We start from the raw sequence: 19,267 nt of genomic DNA on the forward strand, positions 1-19,267 counted from the left end.
GAGTGGACTCCTTTGCGCCAAGCGCGCCTGTTGTCGCCGTCGTCGGAGGTGGGCAGCTCGCCCGCATGATGCAGGAGAGCGCGATTGCGCTCGGCATCGAATTGCGGCCCCTGGTGGAGGCCGCCGACGGATCCACCGGGCAGGTGGTCGTCTCCTCCCGCGTGGGCGCGGCCTCGGACCTTGCGGCCGTGGCCCGGACCGCCCGGGGCGCCGACGTGCTCACCTTCGAACACGAACACGTCCCACAGTCCCTGCTGGCAGGCCTGCCCGCCGACCTGCCCGTCCACCCCGGCCGCCACGCCCTCGTCTTCGCCCAGGACAAGCTCGCCATGCGCGAGCGCCTGACCGAGCTCGGGATTGCCTGCCCCGCGTGGGCGCGCGTCACCTGTCGGCAGGACCTGGAACATTTCGCGGACCGGGTCGGCTGGCCCGTCGTCCTGAAGACCCCCGTGGGCGGATACGACGGACACGGCGTGCGCATCGTCGAACAGGACGAGGATGTGGAGGACTGGTTCGCCGCGGGTACGCCCCTGCTTGCCGAGGAGAAGGTCCCCTTCGTCGCCGAAGCCGCAGCTCTGCTTGCCCGCAGCCCCTCGGGGGAGATTCGTTCCTGGCCGGTGGCGGCCACCATCCAAGAAGGGGGCGTGTGCTCCGTCGTCATCGCCCCGGCCCCCGATCTGCCGGACGAGGTTGCCGAGGAGGCCCGTCGCATCGCGGAGCGCATCGCCGCCGAACTCGACGTCACCGGGGTTCTGGCGGTCGAGATGTTCGTGGTCAAGAGCGCGGACGGCCTGGGCGTCCTCGTCAACGAGCTGGCCATGCGGCCCCACAACTCCGGGCACTGGACGATTGACGGTTCCCTGACCAGCCAGTTCGAACAGCATCTCAGGGCCGTCCTGGACCTGCCGTTGGGTTCGACCGACATGGTCAGGCCGGGGGCGTGCGCCGTCATGGTGAATCTTCTGGGCTCCACCCTCGCCCAGCCTGCGCGCGCCTTGGGTGCCGCCCTGCAGGCAGGTGATGACGTCAAGGTGCACCTCTACGGCAAAGAGGTGCGGCCCGGACGCAAACTCGGACACGTCGCCGTCGTCGACGCCGATCCCGGGCAGGCGCGCTCGCGGGCCACCCGCGCCGTCGACGCCCTGGCCGGACGAAGCACGAAGAGGGCCGACTGACCGCCCCGTCCTAGCCGGACACGCCCGGCCCCTGTCGGAGCGCCAACCCACCCACCACTGGAGGAGACATGGAGACCACACCCGAATTGCCCAGAGACCTCGTCCTGCACCGCACCGGTCCTGCGCCCCTGGTCGGGGTCGTCATGGGATCCGACTCCGACTGGCCGACCATGTCCGCAGCGGTGGATGCCCTGGCCGAGTTCGGCATCGCCTGTGAGGTCGGCGTCGTCTCCGCCCACCGCATGCCCGAGGACATGCTGGCTTGGGGGCGCAACGCCTCCCAGCGCGGCCTGCGCGTCGTCATCGCAGGTGCGGGTGGTGCCGCGCACCTGCCCGGCATGTTGGCGGCCCTCACCGAATTGCCCGTCATCGGCGTGCCTGTGCCCCTCGAACACCTGGACGGGGTCGACTCGCTGCACTCCATCGTCCAGATGCCGGCAGGAGTGCCCGTGGCCACCGTGTCCATTGCCGGAGCCCGCAATGCGGGTCTGCTGGCTGCGCGTGTCCTGGGCGCAGGCGGGGACGAGGCCGCCGCCGCCTTGCGTGAGCGGATGCGGAGTTTCCAGGCGGACCTGCGAGGGCAGGCCGTGGCCAAGGGGCAGGCGCTGGCCGCCCGCTTGGCGGGTGCCACGGCGGGGGAGTGAGGCCGGCGGCACCTGCGCGCCGTTGGCGTCCTCCCACGGGGACCGGGACAACGCCATTCCGGTGCAAGCGGTGGTGGCGATAGGCTGTGACCATGAGCATTCTCGTCACTGGAGGCGCCGGCTACATCGGCGCGCACGTCGTCAGACTCTTGCAGGAGCGCGGTGAGAAGGTCGTCGTCGTCGACAACCTGTCCACGGGCCGGGCCGAGCGGATCGGTGACGCCACGCTGGTCCAGGTGGATGTGGCCACCGACGCGGCCCGCGTCCAACTGGCCAATGCCATGGTCGACGAGGATGTCACTGCCGTCATCCACTTCGCCGCTCGCAAGCAGGTCGGCGAATCAGTCGAGCGACCCGCTTGGTACTACCAGCAGAATGTCGGCGGCTTGGCCAACGTCCTCATGGCCATGGGCGAGACCGGTGTGGACCGCATGATCTTCTCCTCCTCGGCTGCCGTGTACGGCATGCCTGCGGTCGAGGTCGTCCCCGAGGACGCCGTGTGCCGACCCATCAACCCCTACGGCGAGACCAAGCTCATCGGCGAGTGGATGATGGCGGACTGCGAGAAGGCCTGGGGCCTGAACTGGATCGGTCTGCGCTACTTCAACGTCGCCGGTGCGGGATGGGTCGACCTGGCCGATCCCGCCTGCCTGAACCTGGTGCCCATGGTGCTGGACCGCTTGGCCAAGGGCGAGCACCCGAAGATCTTCGGCACGGACTACCCGACACCCGATGGCACCTGCATCCGCGACTACATCCACGTCATGGACCTGGCCGAGGCACACATCGCCGCCATGGACGTCCTCGAACAGGGTGTGCCGGCGCATCGCAGCTTCAATGTCGGCACGGGGATGGGGACCTCGGTGCGCGAGATCATCGATGGGCTGCGGCGGGTCTCCGGTTGGGACTTCCCCGTGGACGAGGTCGACCGGCGTGCCGGTGACCCGCCCAAGCTCATCGGCGATCCGCTGAGCATCGGCGTGGACCTGGGCTGGAAGGCGAACTTCGGGGTTGAGGAGATCCTCACCTCCGCATGGGACGCTTGGCAGTCAGGCCCCCGACGCATCGAGGTGCCCACCAACCCCGCGTGAGATTCGTCCATCCCTCCGCGAGATTCGTCGGTCCAGTGGCGCCACGGCCTTTCGGAGCTCCTCAGAGAACCAATGTCCACCCCTTCGATCGGCTCCGGTACTCCCAGAAGTCCCGGTAGGGCCCTTCGACATTGACGAGACTGTCGTGGGACCCGCGCTGGGCGATGCGCCCATTGGAACCCAGGACCACGACCTGGTCCGCCCGCTGGATCGTCTCGAGTTTGTGGGCGATGACAATCAGGGTCGAGGTGCGGCGCAGTTCCTCCATCGCCGCGACGATGTGCGACTCGTTCTCCGCGTCCAAGGCGCTGGTCGCCTCGTCGAAAAGGACGATCGGCGCGCGCTTCAACAGGGCGCGGGCGATGGACACGCGCTGGCGCTCGCCGCCTGACAAGGCGCGCCCGCCCTCGCCGACCCGCGAATCCCAGCCGTCAGGGAGCCTCTGGACGATCTCGGTGACGCCAGCCAAGTCGGCCGCGCGACGGACCTCCTCCTCGCTCGCGTCGGGTCGCCCGATGCGAATGTTCGCGTCCAGCGTGTCGTCGAAGAGGTACACGTCCTGGAAGACCAAGGAGACCTGCTTCATCAGGTCCGCGCCCGTGAGCTCACGGACATCGGCGCCACCGACTCGGACGCTGCCCTCGTCGACGTCCCAGAATCGCGCGACGAGGCGGGCGATCGTCGTCTTCCCGGACCCTGAGGGGCCCACGATGGCGCACATCGACTTGTCCGGGACCAGCAGCGACACCCCGTCGAGAACCTGCGTCCCCTTGACGTAGGCGAAACGCACGTCGACGAACTCGACCTGTCCGGGGGCGTTCATCTTGGCGGACACTTCCGGCTCGGGCAGGACGTCGGCGTCCATGACCTCATGGATGTGGTTCATGATCTGACGTCGGTCCTCCACGCCCATGAGGGTGGCGGACATGTCCTCGAGCATCGTCGTGAATCGCAGACAGATCCCGATCGTGGCGACGGCGACCAGCGGCTCCATCGCGCCCGAGACCGCGAATCCGGCGGTGAGCACGATCATTGTGACAATGATGATCTGCGTGAAGGCGCCGGACAGGACGTTCGCGGCGCTCTCCCACCACAGGGTGCGCCGGGAGGTGCGCAGGCATTCGTCGAATGCGGAGTCGAGCTGGGCGTAGTCGCCGGCGGCATGGCACGACCGCAGCGCGCCCTGGCAGCGGCTGTATTCGACGATCCTTGCGGCCAGCTCGCGTTCGCGAGGTTCGAGGATCGCCTTGCCGTGGTTGAGGAGCCGGCGCGAGAGTGCAAGGATTCCTGCCAGGACAGGGGCGCTCACCGTGAGGAACAGGCCGAGTCTGACGTCCCACGCCCACGACCCGGCCCAGATGACGACCGCCGCAGACACGGTGGAGAAGACCTTGAAGAGGAAGTGCGCCCCTGATTCGGCCAGGTCGAAGAGTTCCTTCGTGACGGCGCGCGACAGGACTCCGGCGGATTCCGCGGTGAACCAGTGCAGCGGCAGGGTGGCGATCTTGTCACCGATCTTGTGGTGGGTGTCAGGGATGAAGCCGAGGACCCCGAGCATTGCGAAACGCTGGCCCATGAAGTCGGAGGCGACGGCCAGAATCGCGCACACGGCAAGGACGATCAGCCACTGGGAGAACACGAGCCCCCAGTGAGCCTCGCCCGTTGCCAGGGCGAGCGTCGCGGGGAGCAGCGCCAGCAGGGCCGCGCCGGTGACGAGCCCGTTGACGACTCCGAGGGCAAGACCTGTGGAGAAGAGCTTCCACGATCGGGGCTCCATGAGACCCCGGTATCGCAGGATGAGGGAGCGTGGGGCGGGAGTGTTCGCGGCGGTCATCTCAGGCATCCTTCCTGTCTGCGTTGCCCTGTGGGGAGAGCAGGTCGTCGTCTGCTCCACTCAGGCGCAGCAGCGCCTGGTAATGCGGGTCGTCGAGCAAGTCCTCGTGGCGTCCTGAAGCCTTGATGCGTCCGCGATTCATGACGACGATGGAGTCGGCCCCTCGCACGGCGGCGGGTCGGTGCGCGATGACCAGGACGGTCCGACCCTTGACGAGAGCGGACAGGGCTTCCTGGATCTCGGCCTCGGACTCGGGGTCTGCCATGGCGGTCGCTTCGTCGAGGAGGATCACAGGCGTGTCTGCCAGGACCGCCCTGGCGATGGCGATTCGCTGTTCCTGGCCGCCCGACAGGGAGGTTTCGCTGCCGAGGACGGTGTCGTATCCGCGAGGCAATCCGGTGATGAATTCGTCGATGCGGGCGACTCGTGCGGCGGCGCGGATCTCCTCCAGGGTGGCTTCGGGGCGGGCCAGGGCGATGTTGTCCTTGATGGGTGCGGCGAGGAGTTGCGCGTCTTGGAGGACGAAGGAAACGGTCGAGTAGAGGGTCTCCTCGGTCATGTCGCGCAGGTCGACTTCTCCGATGCGTATGGCGCCCGAGTCGGGGTCGGCGAAACGGGCGATGAGAGTGGCCAGGGTGGACTTGCCTGAGCCGGACGGGCCGAGGAGTGCGGTGACGGTTCCGGCCTCGAGAGTCAGGCTGACATTGTCGATGGCGAGGTTGTCACCGTAGGAGAAGGAGACGGAGTCGATGTCGACGCGTCCCGACGTGGGGGTTTTCGCGTCGCGCGGTTCGGGTAGGGCTTCGGTGTCGAGGACGTCACAGAGGCGCAAGGCCGCAGCGCCCGCGACTTGGTAGGCCCACGAGACGGTGACGATGGTGATGAGCGCTCCGGGCAGGACGAGGGCGATGAGGGTCGTGGCGAGCAGCGCGGGCAGGTCGACCAGGCCTGCGTCGATCATCAACGCACCTCCACCGAGATTGACCAACAGGAGGACCGGAATGGACACCCATGTGAAGGAAGCACAGGAAATGGAGATGAATGGCAGCGACCAGTTGGAGAAGAAGGTGGAGAAGTCCTCCGCGGCGGTGATGTAAGCGCGATGGGCCCGGCCGGTCCTGCCGAAGGCTTTGACCACGGAGATCCCGGCGACGAATTCGACCATGGTCGAGGAGACCTTCGCCATGCGCCGGTCCATCTCGACGGTCTTCTCGTTCATCCCTCGCAGGGTGAGGGTGTAGGTGGCGACGTGCAGGGGGATGGTTGCGACGGCGAGGAGCGCCAGCCGCCAGTCGATCCAGAAGGCGGCGCCCAGAAGGGCCAGCGGCGAGACGACGGCATTGAGGCGTTCGATGGGGCCGTGGGCAATGACGGTGTGAACGGCGACGGTGTCGTCTTGGACGGCCTTTCGGATGCGTCCCGAGGTCGAGGCCGTGAACCAGGCCAGGGGTGCGCGGGAGAGTCGGTGGACGATGTCCCTGCGGATTCGGTCTCGAAGTCGCAGGTCTGCCAAGTGGGTGATGAGCAGTGCGAGGAAGTGGAGCAGTAGACGAGCGGAGTAGGCGCTGATGAGCAGCATGACGACGAAGTGGACGGCGTCGTTGTCCAGGGGCGCGCCCGACTGGTGTGCGCTCAGGAGGAGCTGTCCGAGTCGGACGAGGGCGACGTAGGGGGCGACGCCGAGGAGGGCGGCGACGACTGTGAGGATCTGCCCGATCAGAAGCATCGGACGCACGGGCGCACCGAGTCGCGCGAGGGCCTTTTGGCCTGCTCGGGATCGTTCGCGGTCGTTCCCGGCCAGGGCGTTCTCTTCCCGGTTCACGGTTGAAGGCTCTTTGAGTGCTTCCGTGGCGCCCTCGCCGACCTGCGAGGGACTGTTTGTCTGTGTCATCGCTTGTGAACTCTGCCTTCCGCCAATTGTGAATGGGTTTCAGTATTGAGTGAGGGTCACCTTAGTCTCCGATCGCTTTCAAGGCAATCCAGGGCTCCGGGCACTAGGGTTGCCCCATGAAGCGACTCGGACGCCCGACTGGGCCCAAGCCCGGATTCGCGAGCGACGACGTCATCGCTGCCGCCCTCGACCTCGGTGTCGACTCGTTCACGCTCTCGTCGGTTGCCAAACGCTTGGGGGTCGCCACATCGGCCCTGTACCGGATCGTGTCCTCGCGCGAGGACCTTCTCGACATGTGCTTGCGGCGCATCGCCGGCCAAGCCGACTTCGCCATCCCTGTTGCGCCCTGGCCCGAGGTCGCGCGCGAATGCGTCGAACGCATGTGGCGTCTTCTCGAGGATCACCCAGGGCTTGCGCGGGTCCTCATGGTGGTTCCCTGGGCGTACCAGGCCTTCGCTTCCGAGATCCACAGTGTCCGCTCCGCCCTCGTGGAGGGGGGGCTGGGCGAAGAAGACGCCCTCATCCTCATCGACTTCATCGCGGACCTGACGATCTCCACGAACATCCAGGTGGGCGCTCTTCGGGCGGCGTGGTCGCCCGAAGGTGGGCCCGTCGATCCGCGCCTGAGGACCGGCGTGGGCGCGGCTCATGACCGCGTCGCGAACGGCACCGCGGCCCGGGCGATTCCAAGCGCTCTGCTTCCAAACGCCGAACTCCTCGATCGTGGCTGGCTGGACCGCAAGATCGACATCGTCATCGCCGGAGTCGATGCCGGCACGGGAAACCGCCCCAAAGCCGTTGGGGAAGTTGACAGAAGCCCTCAGTGAAGTTGGCGGACCAGCTCATCTGCCCTGACCCACTCCCATTCCGTGAGATTCGTCCGTCATTCGGTGAGATTCGTCTGTCAGCTGGCTTGGTGCGGTGGGGGTGGTTGTCCACAGATTTGTTCAGTTGTCTTCCCATCGATTCCTTGAGTATCTAGCGTGTGAGTCATGGGAAATGAGGTCGGGGTAAGGGTGCTGGCTCGACGCGGCGCTGGCTCCTTGGTGGTGGCGTGTGTGGTGGTGGGGTTGCTGGGGCTGGTCGCTTGTCAGGGCCCGGGGGACGGTCAGAGTGGTGATTCTGTGGGCTCAGTGGACTCTGTTGCCGGTGGTGTGCAGTCGGGTGAGGTTCAGATGTCCGGTGGTTACGTGGTGGGTCCGAACGGGTACTTGTTGCAGCCCGACGATCCGGACATGGTCGAACCGGTCCTGCCCGCCATCGCCAAGGACCCCAGCGTCGAGGGCGCGGAAGCCTTCATCCACTACTACCTCGACCTGGAGGCCTACTCCTGGTACACGGGCGACACCGAAAAACTCGAAGCAGTCTCAGGAAACTCATGCAAATTCTGCAAAGGCAGGGTCGAGGCAATCCGAGGGCTTTACGCGAAGGGCGGCTGGGAGCACGGACTGTCCAATAGTTTGACAGTCCTGAGGGGGCCAATTCTTGCGGATGATGGACGAGTGGCATTTCTTTGCACACTCAGCGTGTCTCCGCACTTCCTATTCAAAAGGAGATCAATATTCGAAATTCCCTCGAGGGAATACGAGATGGAGTTTCAAACGAAGTGGCTCTCAGGAAACTGGGCCCTCACAGCCGGCATTCTGACGGAGGAGTGATATGTTCAGTTTTAGACGAGGCTCTTTGCAACCCAAAGAGCGGCTTGCGCTCGGAGCTGTGTCGACAATCTATGCCCTCATTCTTCCTCTGCAAGTCCAAGCGCTCGTGAACCGAGAAGGAGGCCCTGATTCGAGGGATGCGAGCGTAAATGCGCAGGCGACGGACTCCAACACGATCGGGATTGTCGGCATACAAACAGACTCGTCTTCTGCGCCTGGTTCAGATGAGTTCTCCGAAGCATCTTCTGCCGCTGGGGGTCCGGTGTTGGAGTCTCTTCCGTCGTATTTGGTGGATCATTCTGGGTTCTGGTGTTGCGCGCCTGAGCAGATGGAGGAGGTGTTCATGGGGCGTGCTCGGGGTCGGTGTCCGCCCGAGCCGGCAGGTGCGTCGTTCGTGCTCTCCGGCTGGGAGGTTGTGTAGGGCGGTGGCTGCTGTCATGGTCCGGTCCGCTTCGGGGACGGTTCCAACCCGCTGGTCTTGCAAGGGCTTGACGCTTCCTGCTTGGGTGTGACCAGCCGGGACGCCTGTTTCGTCCACTGGTGGGTCGGGCGCGGTGGGGGTGGTTGTCCACGGATTTGTTCAGTTGTCTTCCATTTGAGTCCTTGAGTATCTACTGTAGGGTCCATGGGAATTGAGAGCGGGGCGAGGGTACTGGCTCGACGCGGTGTTGGGCCCTTGGTGGTGGCGTGTGTGGTGGTGGGGCTGTTGGGCTTGGCCGCGTGTCAGGGTCCGGGGGGCGGTCAGAGCGGTGATTCTGCGGGGTCGCTGGACTCTGCTGGCAGTGGTGTGCAGTCGGGTGAGGTTCAGATGTCCGGTGGTTACGTGGTGGGTCCGAACGGGTACTTGTTGCAGCCCGAGGACCCGGACATGGTCGAACCGGTTCTGCCGGCCATCGCCAAGGAGCCCAGTGTCGAAGGCGCGGAAGCCTTCATCCGCTACTACCTGGATCTGCTGGCCCACTCCTGGTACACGGGCGACACCGAGAAACTCGAAGCAGTCTCAGGAAACTCATGCAAATTCTGCAAGAACAGGATTGAAACGATCGAGGACGTCTACGAAAAAGGTGGCTGGGAACACGGACTCCGCTACCGCTTCTCAAAGAGCGAGCGCCCAATCCTGGCCAATGACGGGAGGGTTGCATTTGTCGGAACGATTCATGCCTCACCGCACGTCACATTCAGAGATCGCTCGATAAGGAAGAGCGCGTACCGCGAGTACGATGTGGAGCTTCAAGGCAAATGGATCTCCGGGCAGTGGGTGCTTCGGGCTTGTATCATTGAGGATGAATGAGATGGGGCTCGTGACGTGTCGAATAACATGGGTCGACTGGAAGCGAGCGCTTGCGATCGTTTCGACAGTGGGTATGCTCCTTGTCTTAGCTGAAGATGGGCCGGGTCCAGATAGTTCAGGAAATGCGGGCAGTTCTGGCACGGGGTTGGAGTCAGAGGTGGGTGACAATGGTGATCTCAGTGTCAAAGGAATCCAGTGGGAGTCGAGGGCCAGCGACCCTGACTTCTCGCTTTTGGGTCTTGGAGTGCCGTCCGCTTCTGAGAGTCTTGTGTTGGAGTCTCTTCCGTCGTATTTGGTGGATCATTCTGGGTTCTGGTGTTACACGCCTGAGCAGATGGAGGAGGTGTTCATGGGGCGTGCTCGGGGTCAGTGTCCGCCCGAGCCGGCAGATGCGCCCTTCGTGCCCTCCGACTGGCAGATCACACGCAGGGCGCTCGCCACTGTCACGGTCGAGCCCGCCGGGCTGGTCATGCAGCCCCCGAACCTGGCAGTGGTGGGCATCGCCCAACTGGCCCACGCCACCCGCACCCACCAGGAACACGCGGTGAACATGCTCGGCAAAACAGTCACCATCACCTTCCACGCCCAAGAGTTCATCTTCGACTTCGGCGACGGCAGCCACCCGGTGGTCTCCCACGACCCGGGTGCCCCCTACCCGGATATGACCAACCAACACACCTATGAAGAGCCAATCGAGTCCACACACCTGACACTGACCACATGGTGGCAAGCAACCGTGACCAACCCGTGGACCGGACACACCATCACCCTGCACGAAAAACTCAAAACCGTCGAAACCACACCCCCCTTCGAAGTCAAACACCTCCACATCGCCCTGACCGACACCGCCGAAGAACTCCAAGGACACTGACACACCCCTGACCCCGTCGGTCGAATCACGTCGAGTCTCGACGAAAGGGTCAGAAGGTCTGGACGAAGTCCTCAGGGGTCAGGCTGCCTTCACGGACCTTCGCAAAGAAGTCCGGGGCCGTGTCGTCCACGAGGACCACAGCGGAGCCGACATTCGTCTGCTCGTCCAGGGAGGCGATCGGCGGAGCACCACTGAGCCGATCGGCCTGGGCCTTCTTGAAGGCAAATGCCAGCTTCGCCACGTCCACCACCGAGCCGTCCCGATCGATGGTCAGGGCCTTGGCGCCGGCGCGCTCCAGCGACAGCGCGGTCAACGGGTTGACGACCAACGCAGGTGAGGTGGCTTTCGCCACCGTCTTGGACACCACCTGACGCTGGCGCTCCGCACGCCCGATGTCACCCAGAGGATCGGCGTAGCGCATCCTGGCAAAGGCGAGGGCCGTGCGACCGTCGGACAGGTGGCAGCCGGCCTTCCAAGACAGCTCGGAATACGCATCCTCGACGTCGCGGTCGTAGCAGAGTTCGACACCTCCGACCGCGTCGACAATGGAGCCGACCCCGCCCATGCCGATCTCCGCATAGTGGTCGACGGTCAAACCGGTGAGCCCCTCCACGGTCCTCACCAGCAGTTGAGGCCCGCCGAGGGCGAAGGAGGCGTTGATCTTGTCTCCACCCTGGTCCGGGATCTCGACAAAGGTGTCACGTGGGATCGAGATCATCGAAGCCTGCCCATTGGGGGCAACATTCACCAAAATGATCGAGTCGGCACGTTGCCCCTCGGTGTCGTCGGCCACCGCACCGTCCGCACGCGAGTCCGAACCGGCCAACAGCCAAGTCTCACCTTCTGTCGGAGCGGCTCCGCTCAACGCATCGGTACGACCGATGGTGGAGTTCGCGTCCCACACGAGGAACGCGGGCCACCCAATGACCAACACGAGCAGCAGGGCCAGAATCGTCACCGCGCGCCGTCCTCGTCGACGCCGCCTGCGGGCGGGCTGGAGTGGAGATCGCGGCTCCGGGGCCACCCACCGTGGTTCGGTGTCGGCGTCCGGGGGGTAGGAAGGGGCCGCAGGCACCGGTCCGCGTGCGGAGCCGGCGCCTCTGCGAGGTGCGAATGCCGGAGGCATCCGATCCGGCGCAACAGTGCGTCGCCCCATGGCCGCAGGGTAGGTGGAGGTGGGGGCGAGGGCGGGGCCTCGCTGTGCGGAGTCAGGAGAGGAATGGCCCTGGGGGCCGAGGACGGTGCGACGCTCGGGGACGCCACCGGGGGCGGAAGGACCCTGCGTGTGGCCGAGGACGGAATGACGCTGGAGTGCCTGTGGCCCCTGCGGGCCCTGGTCGGTTCCGGTTCGCGGCTCCGTGGCGGAGTTCCGAGGCGTCGGCTGGGCGCCCGCGGAGGAAGGGCGGCGCCTGGACGGGTCGGGTGCGAAGGACGGGGGCAGCGTCATGTCACGATCTCGGAGGGCATGTGGTCGGGGGTGCAGGGGCGGGCGTCGGTGCGGCTTCGGTGAGGGAGGCGGCGGGCAACTCTTCGGGGGCGGTGCCCGGGTTCGCGTGCGCCCCTTCGGTGGCCGCCTCACCGGTGGGGCCGGTGCCCTCGGCCGAATCGGAGGCAGGCTGCTCCACCAAAGTCGTCGCGGACTGACCCGAATCCTGCGTGACCTCCGTGAGCACGCCAGTGTTTCCGTTGCCGTTGGTCACCGTGAAACCGGAGGGAATGGGCCGGTCGTCGGCCAGGGCCGCCCACAACTGGTCGGCCATCACCTCGTCCTCGAGGACCCGATTGGAGTCCCACGGGGCCGGGTAGGTGGGCATCGTCGTGAAGGTGATGCGTGAATGGTCGATGGAGGCGATCGAGAGCAGCAGGCCGGCGTCGGTTTCCAAGCTGGACAGGTTGGGGGAGGTGTACAGGGAGGCCAAGGTGGCCCTGACGAAGGACAGCACCTCCGGCAGCTCGGTGACGAAGTTCTTGGACAGGACCTCACGCATCATTGCCGAGACCAGTTTCTGCTGGCGCCCGATGCGTCCGGTGTCGGAGCCGTCCCCGACGCTCTTGCGCACTCGGGCGAATCCCAAGGCGGTGACCCCGTCCAGCTTCTGGCAGCCGGCGGACAGGTGAAGGTCGGCGTCCTCGTCGTCGATGTCCTCTTCGACGTCGTACCAGACTCCTCCCAGGGCGTTGACCATCGCCTGGAAACCCTTGAAGTCGACGACCACGTAGCCGTCGATGTCCAGACCGGTGAGGTGCTCGACAGTGGCCTTCGTGCACAGGACCCCGGCGGTGATGTCCGTGGTGACGGCCGCGTAGGCGAAGGCCGAGTTGAACATGCCTTCGAAACTCTCGGTCTTCGTGCCGTCCGAGGCGATGCACTCGGGGACTTCGGTGATGAGGTCGCGGGGGATGGAGACCACTTCGACGTGCGAGCGGTCGGCGGACATGTGCAGCAGCATCGTCGTGTCGGAGTGGATGACGACGTGTTCGTCGGTGTCTCCGTAGGCCAAGGCGCCCTGGTCGTATCGCGAGTCGATGCCGGAGACGAGGATGTTCAGGGCTCGGCCCTTGAAGGAGTCCGCCGGCGGAAGAACCTTGTACCCCACGCCGGACTGGCTGGCGGTCAGGGAGTCGCCGCCCAGCACATTGGCGCGAACCCGGGCGCTGAGGTCCAACCATGTGGCCCCGGCCCCCGCGCCGACGAAGGTGACGACACTCAACAATGCGACCAGCGCCGCCCGCAACGGAGCGAGGCGTCGCGGTTCGGTTGCGGAGTGCAGGGCGTGGGCCCGGGCGCTGTCAGGGTGAGAACTCATCGGAAGAGATCCTAGGGGTCCCTCCTGTGAGGCGGGGGGTGACACGGCGCACTTGGGGTGTCGTGGGAGGGGCTTCACTTGTTGGACAAGCCGGGGGTCTCGCCGGACGACGAGGGCGGGGCTGCGGGTGTCTGCTGGTCGGCTGGGGAGGCTTTGGGGGGACGCACATTCGACAGGGCGATGGCGCGGGCCAGGCGTGTGAGACGTCGCTCAGCTTCGGCGTCGCGCCTGTAGGAGGAGGCCATCTGCATGAACAGGGCGAGCACCAGCGTGTAGACGAGCAGGTTGATGCCCTTTTCGACACCGATGAAGGTCGCCAGGTGGTTGAGGATTCCCGGGAACAGGACGGCGAAGCATGCGAAGACGATGATCGCGAGCATGCCGAGGCGCCGCACCGCAAGGTGTTTGGCGGTGCGCACCGGGCGCAGGACGAGGACGGCCAGCAGTGCCAGCGCGAGGAGCAGCAGGCCCTTGATGATCCAGTACGTGGGCATGGTCACCTCATGACGAGTTCGACGAGGATGTTCACGGAGTTGAAGAGGGACTGCCCCTTGGCCCTGGAGTAGTCGGTGTAGTCGATGTGGACGGGCATCTCGGCCCAGGGCAGGTCCGTCTTGGAGAGTTGTTCGACGATCTCACTGGCATGGGCCATGCGGTTCTGCTGGAGGTTGACCTGGTCGAGTGCGTCACGTCGTAGCAGACGAAGGCCGTTGTGGGCGTCGGTCAGACGCAGTCCGGTCTGCCAGCGCGTCACCAGGGCGGCCGTCTTGAGGACGAGGGCCTTGAGCCAACCGGTCTGGGCCTTCGTGCCGAGGAAACGCGATCCGTAGACGATGGCCAGGTCGTCGGCCTCAGCGCGCTGGCGCATGGCCACCGCATCCGAGACCCGGTGCTGTCCGTCGGAGTCGAAGGTCACCACGTAGCGTCCGTCGGTCTGCGTGCGCACGTAGTCGAAGCCGGTCTGCAGGGCGGCCCCCTGACCGAGGTTGATGGGGTGCTGGACGACAACGGCACCTGCGGCAATGGCGACCTCTGCCGAACCGTCGCGGGAACCGTCGTCCACGCAGACGATGTGCGGGAAGGTGGGCAGGGCGCCCCGCACGACGTCCCCGACGACCTCAGCCTCGTTGTACAGAGGGATGACGAGCCACGTGTCCGGGAAGGAGTGCATGGGGACAGTATTCCATCCGCGTCGACTCCCGTGCCGGAAGGCACCCTGGAGTCACAGGGGGAACGACACGTGTGGACCTCGGACGTTCGGCCGGGGCGCCGCGGTGGCGATGGGGCTTAGGATTGGCGCGAACGAATCACCGAGACCGGGAGTTGTGCATGCCGCGCATCGTCGACTCAGCGGACGTCTCCGACGCCGCAACCATCGGGGAAGGGTCCTCCGTCTGGCACTTGGCACAGGTGCGAGAGGACGCTGTCCTTGGACAGAACTGCATCGTCGGACGCGGTGCCTACATCGGTACGGGTGTCGTCATGGGCGACAACTGCAAGGTCCAGAACTACGCCCTCGTCTACGAGCCGGCACGGCTCGGCCACGGGGTGTTCATCGGCCCGGCGGTCGTCCTGACGAATGACCACAACCCCCGTGCCGTCAACCCTGACGGCACGATCAAGTCCGCCCACGACTGGGAGCCCGTGGGTGTGACCATCGAGGACGGGGCCGCCATTGGTGCGCGCGCCGTGTGCGTGGCCCCTGTGACGATCGGCGCGTGGGCGACGGTGGCCGCAGGTGCAGTGGTCACCAAAGACGTGCCTGCCCACGCCCTCGTCGCCGGAGTTCCCGCTCGCCGCATCGGGTGGGTCGGGCGCGCCGGCGCCCGCCTGGTGGCCGACGAGGCCGATCCCACCCGCTTCACCTGCCCTCTGACCGGGGCGACCTACCGCCTCACCAACCCTGACACCCTCGAGATGGAGGAAACCGAATGACCCGCGAAATGATCCCCGCCGCCAAACCGATCATCGGTGAGGAGGAGGTCGAGGCCGTCACTGCCGTCCTGCGCAGCGGCATGGTCGCCCAGGGCCCGCAGGTTGCCGCCTTCGAGGAGGAGTTCTCCAAGGTCCTGGTCCCCGGCGTGGAGTCCATTGCCGTGAACTCGGGCACCTCCGCCCTGCACCTGGCTCTGCTGGCTGCCGGCATCGGCGCCGGTGACGAGGTCATCGTCCCCTCCTTCACCTTCGCCGCCACGGGCAACTCGGTGGCCATCACCGGCGCCTCGCCGGTCTTCGCCGACATCGAGGGCGACTACTTCTGCCTGTCGCCCGAGTCGATCCGCGCCTCCATCACCGAGCGGACCAAGGCCATCATGCCGGTGCACTTGTACGGACATCCGGCCGCCATGGACGAGATCCGCGCCATCGCCGACGAGCACGGCCTCATGGTCTTCGAGGACGCCGCCCAGGCGCACGGTGCGGCGCTGAACGGCACCCCGGTGGGTGCATTCGGCACCTTCGCCGCGTTCTCCCTGTACCCGACCAAGAACATGACCTCCGGCGAGGGCGGCATGGTGACGACCTCGGATCCCACCGTGGCGCGCAATGTGCGCCTGTTGCGCAACCAGGGCATGGAGCAGCGTTACGCGAACGAGGTCGTGGGTCTGAACAACCGCATGACCGACATCCACGCGGCCATCGGACGCGTTCAGCTGACGAAGATCGGCGCATGGACCGCCCAGCGTCAGGCCAATGCCGCGTTCCTGGACGCCAACCTTGAGGGTGTCGTCGTCCCGCCGGTGGCCCCGGGGGCCGTGCACGTGTACCACCAGTACACGATCCGCGTGCAGGACACCGACCGCGACCGCTTCATGCAGGCCCTGCGTGAAGAGTGGCAGGTCGGCTCCGACGTGTACTACCCGATCCCGAACCACCGTCTGCCTTCCCTGGCCCACTTCGCGCCCGGCCTGGACCTGCCGAACACGGAGAAGGCGGCCCGTGAGGTCGTCTCACTGCCGGTGCACCCCTCTTTGTCGCAGGCCGACCTGGAGCGCATCGTCGAGGCGGTCAACGCCTGCGCGAAGGCGGGTGCCTGACCATGACGAAGCTGCGCGTCGGTGTCCTGGGCATCGGCTCCATGGGGCGCCATCACGTCCGCAATGCGAAGAACACCGAGGGTTTCGAACTGGTTGCCCTGGCTGACCCGGCGGGTGACCGCTTCGGTGTCGCCGGTGACATGGAGGTTCTGCCCGACGTGGAGTCCATGATCGCGGCGGGCATCGATGCGGCGATCGTCGCCGTGCCGACCGTCTACCACGAGGACGCCGCCCTGAAACTGGCGGCGGCCGGGGTGCACACCATGGTCGAGAAGCCGCTGGCGGCCGATGTGGCCTCCGGTGAGCGGATCGCCAAGGCTTTCGCCGATGCCGGCCTGGTCGGCGCGGTCGGCTACGTCGAGCGTTGCAATCCTGCCCTGCTGGAGATGCGCAAGCGCATCCAGGAGGGACAGCTCGGCCAGATCTTCCAGATCGTCACTCGCCGCCAGTCGCCCTTCCCTGCCCGGATCTCCGACGTGGGCGTGGTCAAGGACTTGGCCACGCACGACGTGGACTTGGCTGCGTGGGTGGCGGGCTCGGAGTACGAGAGCGTGTACGCGCAGACCACGTACCGTTCGGGCCGCGAGCACGAGGACATGTTGGTGGCCTCGGGCCGCTTCCGCAACGGAGTGCTGGTCAACCACCTGGTGAACTGGATGAGCCCTTTCAAGGACCGTACGACGATCGTCACGGGTGAGCACGGGGCCCTGGTGGCCGACACCGCCATGGGGGACCTCACCTTCCACGAGAACGGCGACATGCCGGTCCAATGGGACCAGATCGCCGCATTCCGGGGTGTGTCCGAGGGGCAGGTCGTGCGCTACGCGCTGACCAAGCGTGAGCCATTGGCCGTCGAGCACGAACACTTCCGTGACGCGATCCTGGGTGTTGCTTCGGAGCACGTGACCATGGAGCAGGGCTTGACGGCGCTGCGCGTGGTCGAAGGCATCCTTGACTCCGCCAGGACCGGAGACTCCGTCCGCTTCTGATCCTCGATCGCCGAGGAAGCCCCGTGGGGGAACCGCTGGTTCCCCCACGGGGCCTTCTTTCACACCTGGTGGAGTTCGCGCCGGTCACAGGCGATTGTCCAGTATGTAATAGTTCGTCGGGCTTGGTTCGTTCATGTCACATGTGCAACACTGGCAACATTCCCATCACTGGAGGTTCCATGTTCCGTCGCCCTCTCGCGACCACCACCGCCCTCGTGGCACTCGCATCAGCCGCCATCACACTGGTCGGTGCACCCACCACGGATGCGGCCACAGGACTTGAAGGATTCGACGCGGGACTGCTGATCCACGACAGTCAGATGTACGGGTCGCAGGTCGCCTCCTCGATGACGGATGCGCAGATCCAGGCCTTCCTGGAGTCCAAAGGGGCCCGGTGCGAGGGCGGGGCCGATGGCTCGGATTGCCTGAAGGACGCCCGTTTCGACACCGCCACCATGGCCGCCACTAAGTGGTGCGTCGGCGCCTACCAGGCAGCCCGGGGGGAAAGGGCATCCACCATCATCGGCAAGGTGGCCCGAGCCTGCCAGGTCTCACCAAAGGTGCTGCTGGTCATGCTCCAGAAGGAGCAGTCCCTGGTCTCCACGACGAATCCGACGGCCCGCGCCTACGAGAAGGCCATGGGATTCCGATGCCCGGACGCGGCACCCTGTGAACCCCAGTACGCAGGCTTCTTCCGGCAGGTCTACAACGCCGCCTCGCGACTGCAGCAGTACCGGGGCCAACCCGACTCCTTCAGTTTCCGCAACGGACAGACGGTCGACATCCAATACAAGTACGGCACCTCCTGCGGAAGCAAACGGGTGACCATCCGCAGCGCAGGTACCGCCGCCCTGTACAACTACACTCCCTACACGCCCAATGCCGCGGCCCTGGCAGCAGGTGGGGGTACGGGGGACTCGTGCTCCTCCTACGGGAACAGGAACTTCTTCCGCTTCCACTCCCTGTGGTTCGGACGGCCGAACACCGCCCTGGCCCCCGCAACCCAGACGCCGTCCGCACCTGCGACACCGAACGCTTCGGCAGGCGGGGTGCCCATCGTCGGCGGTTCCCTCACGCGCATCTTCGGCGCCGACAGATACGCCACCGCGGTGGCCGTCGCACGGGCGGCAGGCCTGTCCACACGAACGATCCACGTCGCCTCCGGGGAATCCTTCGCCGACGGCCTGACAATGGGCGCACTTGCGGGACGCGAGAAGTCCGCACTGCTGCTGGTGCGCAAGGACTCCGTGCCGACCTCGACCGCCGACTACATCCGCCAGAACCGGCCCACCACCATCCGCATCGCCGGCGAAACCGGAGCCGTCTCGGACGAAGTGGCCGGCGAACTGTCCCGTCTGGCCGCAGGAGCGAGGATCGAACGCCTCGGCGGCTCCAACCGCTACGAGACCTCCGCGCGCATCGCCGCCAAGCACCCCGGTGACACCAACCTCGTCCTGGTCACCGACGGAACGAACTTCCCTGACGCCCTCGTCGCCGGAGCCGCCGCCGCGCACCTCGAGGAAGCCGTCCTGCTGGTCCAGCACGGGGCGGTGCACCCCTCCGTGGCCGCCGAATTGCGGCGACTCGACCCGTGGGAGGTCGACGTCATCGGCGGAACCTGGTCCGAGGCGGACACGGACGCCATGTCCACCGCCGCCAACGACGCGCGGGTCAAGGTGATCGCCGGACCCGACCGCTACCTGACGGCCGCACGAGTGGCCTCCACCTTCTGGTCACCGGGGGTGCGCGACCTCACCGTGGCCACCGGAGCCGACTTCGCCGATGCGATGACGGCGGCACCACTGGTGGCCGCCAAGGACGCGCCCATGCTGCTGGCCCGCCCCGGATGCATCGAGGCCGGCTCGGGAGTCGACCTGCAGAACTCCCGACGCACGGTCCTTGGCGGAAGCGCCGTCGTCCCCGACGCCCACGCCACCCGCGCCTGCCGATGATCCGCGCCGCCCGATCTCGAACCTGTCCA

General features: G+C 66.2%; 17 protein-coding genes. 11 read left to right on the plus strand and 6 right to left on the minus strand.

Annotated features, from left to right (window positions below; translation table 11 throughout):
• The first annotated feature begins 2 nt into the window (after positions 1-2).
• From I6B53_RS03930 to galE, 3 genes are all read left to right on the plus strand, one after another.
• Positions 3-1,175, plus strand: a complete 1,173-nt coding sequence (locus I6B53_RS03930; protein ID WP_216764949.1) for a 5-(carboxyamino)imidazole ribonucleotide synthase — start codon at positions 3-5, stop codon at positions 1,173-1,175.
• Positions 1,176-1,243: 68 nt separating this feature from the next.
• The gene (purE, locus tag I6B53_RS03935; protein ID WP_216764950.1) at positions 1,244-1,819 is read left to right on the plus strand and encodes a 5-(carboxyamino)imidazole ribonucleotide mutase; all 576 of its coding nucleotides are present in this window, start codon (positions 1,244-1,246) and stop codon (positions 1,817-1,819) included.
• Between the two features lie 92 nt (positions 1,820-1,911).
• Positions 1,912-2,910, plus strand: coding sequence for a UDP-glucose 4-epimerase GalE (galE, locus tag I6B53_RS03940; RefSeq protein ID WP_216764951.1), 999 nt, complete (start codon positions 1,912-1,914; stop codon positions 2,908-2,910).
• 61 nt (positions 2,911-2,971) lie between these two features.
• On the opposite strand, the gene I6B53_RS11295 is transcribed toward galE, so the two are convergent.
• Positions 2,972-4,753 (minus strand): ABC transporter ATP-binding protein, encoded by a 1,782-nt coding sequence (locus tag I6B53_RS11295; RefSeq protein WP_367880396.1) that lies wholly within the window; start codon positions 4,751-4,753, stop codon positions 2,972-2,974.
• On the minus strand, positions 4,746-6,635 hold the full coding sequence (locus I6B53_RS11300; RefSeq protein ID WP_216764952.1) for an ABC transporter ATP-binding protein: 1,890 nt from the start codon (positions 6,633-6,635) through the stop codon (positions 4,746-4,748). The genes I6B53_RS11295 and I6B53_RS11300 overlap by 8 nt, the downstream gene beginning before the upstream one ends.
• 116 nt (positions 6,636-6,751) lie before the next feature.
• Here I6B53_RS11300 and I6B53_RS03955 point away from each other — a divergent pair, with 116 nt between their 5' ends.
• The 4 genes from I6B53_RS03955 (at position 6,752) to I6B53_RS03970 (ending at position 10,455) form a co-directional block, all read left to right on the plus strand.
• Entirely contained in the window at positions 6,752-7,462 is a 711-nt protein-coding gene (locus tag I6B53_RS03955; RefSeq protein WP_216764953.1) for a TetR/AcrR family transcriptional regulator, read from the plus strand.
• Positions 7,463-7,627: 165 nt separating this feature from the next.
• On the plus strand, positions 7,628-8,293 hold the full coding sequence (locus tag I6B53_RS03960; protein ID WP_216764954.1) for a DUF6318 family protein: 666 nt from the start codon (positions 7,628-7,630) through the stop codon (positions 8,291-8,293).
• A 625-nt stretch (positions 8,294-8,918) separates the two neighbouring features.
• The gene (locus I6B53_RS03965) at positions 8,919-9,584 is read left to right on the plus strand and encodes a DUF6318 family protein (protein WP_216764955.1); all 666 of its coding nucleotides are present in this window, start codon (positions 8,919-8,921) and stop codon (positions 9,582-9,584) included.
• A gap of 295 nt (positions 9,585-9,879) precedes the next feature.
• Positions 9,880-10,455 carry a hypothetical protein gene (locus I6B53_RS03970; RefSeq protein ID WP_216763434.1) on the plus strand — a complete coding sequence of 192 codons (576 nt, stop codon included), beginning with the start codon at positions 9,880-9,882 and terminating at the stop codon, positions 10,453-10,455.
• Between the two features lie 49 nt (positions 10,456-10,504).
• Here I6B53_RS03970 and I6B53_RS03975 read toward each other — a convergent pair whose 3' ends face one another.
• The 4 genes from I6B53_RS03975 to I6B53_RS03990 form a co-directional block, all read right to left on the minus strand.
• Positions 10,505-11,413 carry an LCP family protein gene (locus I6B53_RS03975; RefSeq protein WP_367880397.1) on the minus strand — a complete coding sequence of 303 codons (909 nt, stop codon included), beginning with the start codon at positions 11,411-11,413 and terminating at the stop codon, positions 10,505-10,507.
• Positions 11,414-11,903: 490 nt separating this feature from the next.
• The gene (locus I6B53_RS03980; RefSeq protein ID WP_216764957.1) at positions 11,904-13,262 is read right to left on the minus strand and encodes an LCP family protein; all 1,359 of its coding nucleotides are present in this window, start codon (positions 13,260-13,262) and stop codon (positions 11,904-11,906) included.
• Positions 13,263-13,336: 74 nt separating this feature from the next.
• Entirely contained in the window at positions 13,337-13,756 is a 420-nt protein-coding gene (locus tag I6B53_RS03985) for a DUF2304 domain-containing protein (protein ID WP_216764958.1), read from the minus strand.
• A gap of 2 nt (positions 13,757-13,758) precedes the next feature.
• Complete coding sequence (locus I6B53_RS03990) at positions 13,759-14,433, minus strand: glycosyltransferase family 2 protein (protein ID WP_216764959.1); 675 nt, start codon at positions 14,431-14,433, stop codon at positions 13,759-13,761.
• A 158-nt stretch (positions 14,434-14,591) separates the two neighbouring features.
• Between I6B53_RS03990 and I6B53_RS03995 the strand changes: the two genes are divergently transcribed.
• From I6B53_RS03995 to I6B53_RS04010, 4 genes are all read left to right on the plus strand, one after another.
• The gene (locus I6B53_RS03995; RefSeq protein WP_216764960.1) at positions 14,592-15,197 is read left to right on the plus strand and encodes an acyltransferase; all 606 of its coding nucleotides are present in this window, start codon (positions 14,592-14,594) and stop codon (positions 15,195-15,197) included.
• On the plus strand, positions 15,194-16,297 hold the full coding sequence (locus tag I6B53_RS04000; RefSeq protein WP_216764961.1) for a DegT/DnrJ/EryC1/StrS aminotransferase family protein: 1,104 nt from the start codon (positions 15,194-15,196) through the stop codon (positions 16,295-16,297). Before I6B53_RS03995 ends, I6B53_RS04000 begins: the two co-directional genes overlap by 4 nt.
• A gap of 2 nt (positions 16,298-16,299) precedes the next feature.
• Positions 16,300-17,286: a Gfo/Idh/MocA family protein gene (locus I6B53_RS04005; protein WP_216764962.1), complete on the plus strand. Its 987-nt coding sequence runs from the start codon at positions 16,300-16,302 to the stop codon at positions 17,284-17,286.
• 179 nt (positions 17,287-17,465) lie between these two features.
• Positions 17,466-19,238, plus strand: coding sequence for a cell wall-binding repeat-containing protein (locus I6B53_RS04010; protein ID WP_216764963.1), 1,773 nt, complete (start codon positions 17,466-17,468; stop codon positions 19,236-19,238).
• The last annotated feature ends 29 nt before the right edge of the window (positions 19,239-19,267 follow it).

The sequence above is a fragment of the Schaalia sp. 19OD2882 genome, from assembly GCF_018986735.1.
GTDB lineage: Bacteria > Actinomycetota > Actinomycetes > Actinomycetales > Actinomycetaceae > Pauljensenia.